A 3,111-nucleotide genomic window follows, 5' to 3' on the forward strand; every position below is an offset into this window, starting at 1 on the left:
CTTCCCATCCGAATTGACCGGCGAGCATTGGAAAAAATCGGATTGACCACCGACACACCGGTCACCCTAAACATCAAGGATGTTCAACTCCAAAGCCTTCTTGACATCCTGCTGCGGGATCTCGATATGACCTGCACAATCCAAGGCGAAACGTTGACCGTCACCACGCTGGAAGCTGCAGAAGAGCAACTTCTCACTCGCATCTATTGGCTCGAAGGCACCGGGGTTGTTCCAGGGGATTCAAGCACAATCACCAATCTGATCCAAACGACGATCCATCCCGATACATGGGAGGCGTTGGGGGGGGCTTCGACGATGGCACCGTTTCATTCCACTCGCCCTGCATTGATGATTTCGACCACTTATGACGTGCATCAGCAAATCGAAACGCTGCTGCAAACACTACGTGAATCGCACTTCGGCCCCGAGCCGGTGATTGAATCGGTCGAGGTCCCAATGCCGATGTCGATGCAAGGCATGGGTATGGGTGGTGGTATGGGCGGTGGTGGCATGGGCGGCGGCGGGATGTTTTAAAGCCCGACCTTAGCATGACCACACAGTCATGGTGGATGCGAAGCAACGCTACATGCATCAAATGCAAACGCAATGGTTATCCGCTCGGGCTGCGGACGTCGCCTCAGGTTCTCCGTAAACCACCACGCGATTACGACCTTGATGTTTGGCGACATAGAGTGCGCAATCGGCTTGGTTGATCAACGATTGCGGATCCTCGGCATCAAACTGCATATGCGACACTCCGATGCTTGCGCTGATTTTCAAGTCAGGTTGATCGTCAAACTGTTGTTCGGCAACGGCTTGACGAGCCACCTCGGCCGCCTCAATCGCCTCGTTGACGCTGGCTCCTGGCATCAGAATACAAAACTCTTCGCCCCCGTAACGACAAACAACCGCGGGACGCTCAAACGATTCACGTAGAATCTTGGCGACCGCTTTCAGCACTTCGTCACCGACGTGATGCCCATAGGTATCGTTGACTTGTTTGAAATGATCATTGTCGACCATCAAACAAGCCAGCATCGGTTGGGCACGATTGAGCGTTTTCCAAATCGAATCGAATTGTTCGAACAACGCACGACGATTCAAGCAACCGGTCAACGCATCTTGAGTCGCGAGCACTTGCAATTCGCGGTTCTTATTCGAAATTTCCTCACGGCTATTTCTTAACATCTGTAGCAAACGTTCGACTTCCGCACGATGCTCTTCGACCGCGGTCACGTCGCGAAATGTCGCCAACACGCCCCCTTCGTCGGAAGTGCTGTTGTCCACCGGCGAGGCATTGATCGCCAAAAATCGATACGACCCGTCGGGATGTTGGTACCGCATCAATTGATCGACGTAGCGTTTGTGTTCGCTCATCGCTCGAGCCCAGGGAAAATCTCCGGACGTGGATGAACGGCTGCATACCCATCCCAGCGAATCGAGTCGCCTTCCCACTAAGTCCTCGCTGGTCAAGCCGATCGTGTCACAGAACGAGCGGTTGGCCAGAACAATCCGGCTAGCGTCATCCGTGATCACCAAACCTTCGGCCAACGCATCCAACGATTTGCGAACCCGGTCCGTCACCACTTGAGTCACTTCGAAGGACCCGAACAAACGGACGACCAATAGGGTGTAAGCCGCGATGCCTCCGACGATAAAAAAGGCAATCAATCGCATCATCGTGCGACCGTTGTCGTGAAGCGATGTGGGCATCAATCCCAGAAACTTGCTGCCAAGTATCAGGCTGATTCCAACGCAAACGATCGCAATTGCGACTTTCAGCGATGCAAAATAAATCCGTAACACGCCATGTTCCTAAATTGTAGGCCCCCGATGTTTCCATTCGTCTACGCTCATACCGTTCGACAGCCCATCACCTTCCAAAGTGAATTTCGTCAACGATGTTGCTAGCGCCATGCCCCGCGCGTCGATGGTCTGCCGCGTTCTTCGTGAACCCTGCTCTGTTTGAAAACATTTCAGCTTAAAAACATTGCAGCATAAACCGAACGCCAGCGGACCGCACTCAAACCTGCAACACGCTACAGAGGGGGTCGCCATGGAATCGTGTAAATCAACGTAACCAGTCAGGGCGAGGGTCAAAGGATTCCGATTGCAACGGTTATCCGGGTCCGAAGGATGAAAGGGGGGGCCGCAAGAGAGTGCGAAGTGATGAGACCGAAAAACGAGCAGATTCCCCACAAATGAGCCGGAGAATGCCCCCACGTTTTTTGTCCCGCTTGCTTTTTCCGACCTACATTTCAACGCGATCTTGATGTGTGAATCGCCCGCGAACGGCTTCCCATTACTCCTGTTTCCCTCGACAAGGCATCACGATGTTCGATTCATCCGGTGTACGAATTTTGCTGGTTCAATCCGAACCGGTGCTCTCGGAACTGATGTCGTTTCGGCTGCAATTGCTCGGCTACCAAATCGAAGCGGTTGGCACCGGGGGCGAAGCGATCGATCGAATTCGGGCCGAAACGCCTCATTTGGTGATCGTTGATACGGCGCTGCGTGACGGCGATGGATTGGAATGGTTGTCGCGATCGCGAGGCGAGTTCAGCGTTGATCGATTTTCGGTTTTGGTCGTGTCGCTGGACCCCAGTCTGGAGACCGTCGAACGCGCGTTCTACGCAGGAGCCCAAGACTACTTGATCACTCCGTTTGATCCGGTCGTGCTGGAACAAAAGATCGTCGCCCTCGTCTCGGATGCTGCCAATGGCGTCGGCAGCCGGTAGCGCGTCACAGGTAAAACCACAAATACAGACCGAGAAAATAAAATGCGACGACTAGGCGATGTCTTAATCGAACAGCACGTGATCAGCGCCGAGTCGCTTGACGCGGCGTTTGCATCCAAGCCCCATGGCGTGTTGTTGGGCGATTGGTTGGTCAGCCAAAAGTTGCTGTCAACGATCCAACTTGGCCGTGCGCTGGCCGAACAGTTCGCGGTGCCGTACATCGACATTGACGCCACCGCGGTGGACGCTCAGATCGCTCGCTTGTTACCCGAAGATTTTGCCCGAACTCGTCAATCCGGTGCCATCAAGGTCGAAGACCGGCAATTGATTCTTGCGATGGTCGCACCGGACGATATCGAAACGATCGCGGAAG

At 54.0% G+C, this 3,111-nt stretch carries 3 protein-coding genes and 1 pseudogene; 3 read left to right on the top strand and 1 reads right to left on the bottom strand.

Annotated elements, in window-relative coordinates; genetic code table 11:
• A pseudogene (locus RMSM_RS07260) lies at positions 1-534 on the top strand (RNA polymerase sigma factor); the annotation flags it as partial.
• Positions 535-591: 57 nt separating this feature from the next.
• Here RMSM_RS07260 and RMSM_RS07265 read toward each other — a convergent pair.
• A complete protein-coding gene (locus RMSM_RS07265; protein ID WP_008693596.1) occupies positions 592-1,806 on the bottom strand; it encodes a GGDEF domain-containing protein in 1,215 nt (404 codons plus the stop codon).
• Between the two features lie 527 nt (positions 1,807-2,333).
• Between RMSM_RS07265 and RMSM_RS07270 the strand changes: the two genes are divergently transcribed.
• Both RMSM_RS07270 and RMSM_RS07275 read left to right on the top strand, forming a co-directional pair.
• On the top strand, positions 2,334-2,738 hold the full coding sequence (locus RMSM_RS07270) for a response regulator (protein ID WP_008693597.1): 405 nt from the start codon (positions 2,334-2,336) through the stop codon (positions 2,736-2,738).
• A 42-nt stretch (positions 2,739-2,780) separates the two neighbouring features.
• The coding region (locus RMSM_RS07275; RefSeq protein ID WP_008693599.1) for a cyclic di-GMP-binding domain-containing protein, MshE-related at positions 2,781-3,111 on the top strand (331 nt) is incomplete at its 3' end.

It is taken from the genome of Rhodopirellula maiorica SM1, assembly GCF_000346295.1.
GTDB lineage: Bacteria > Planctomycetota > Planctomycetia > Pirellulales > Pirellulaceae > Novipirellula > Novipirellula maiorica.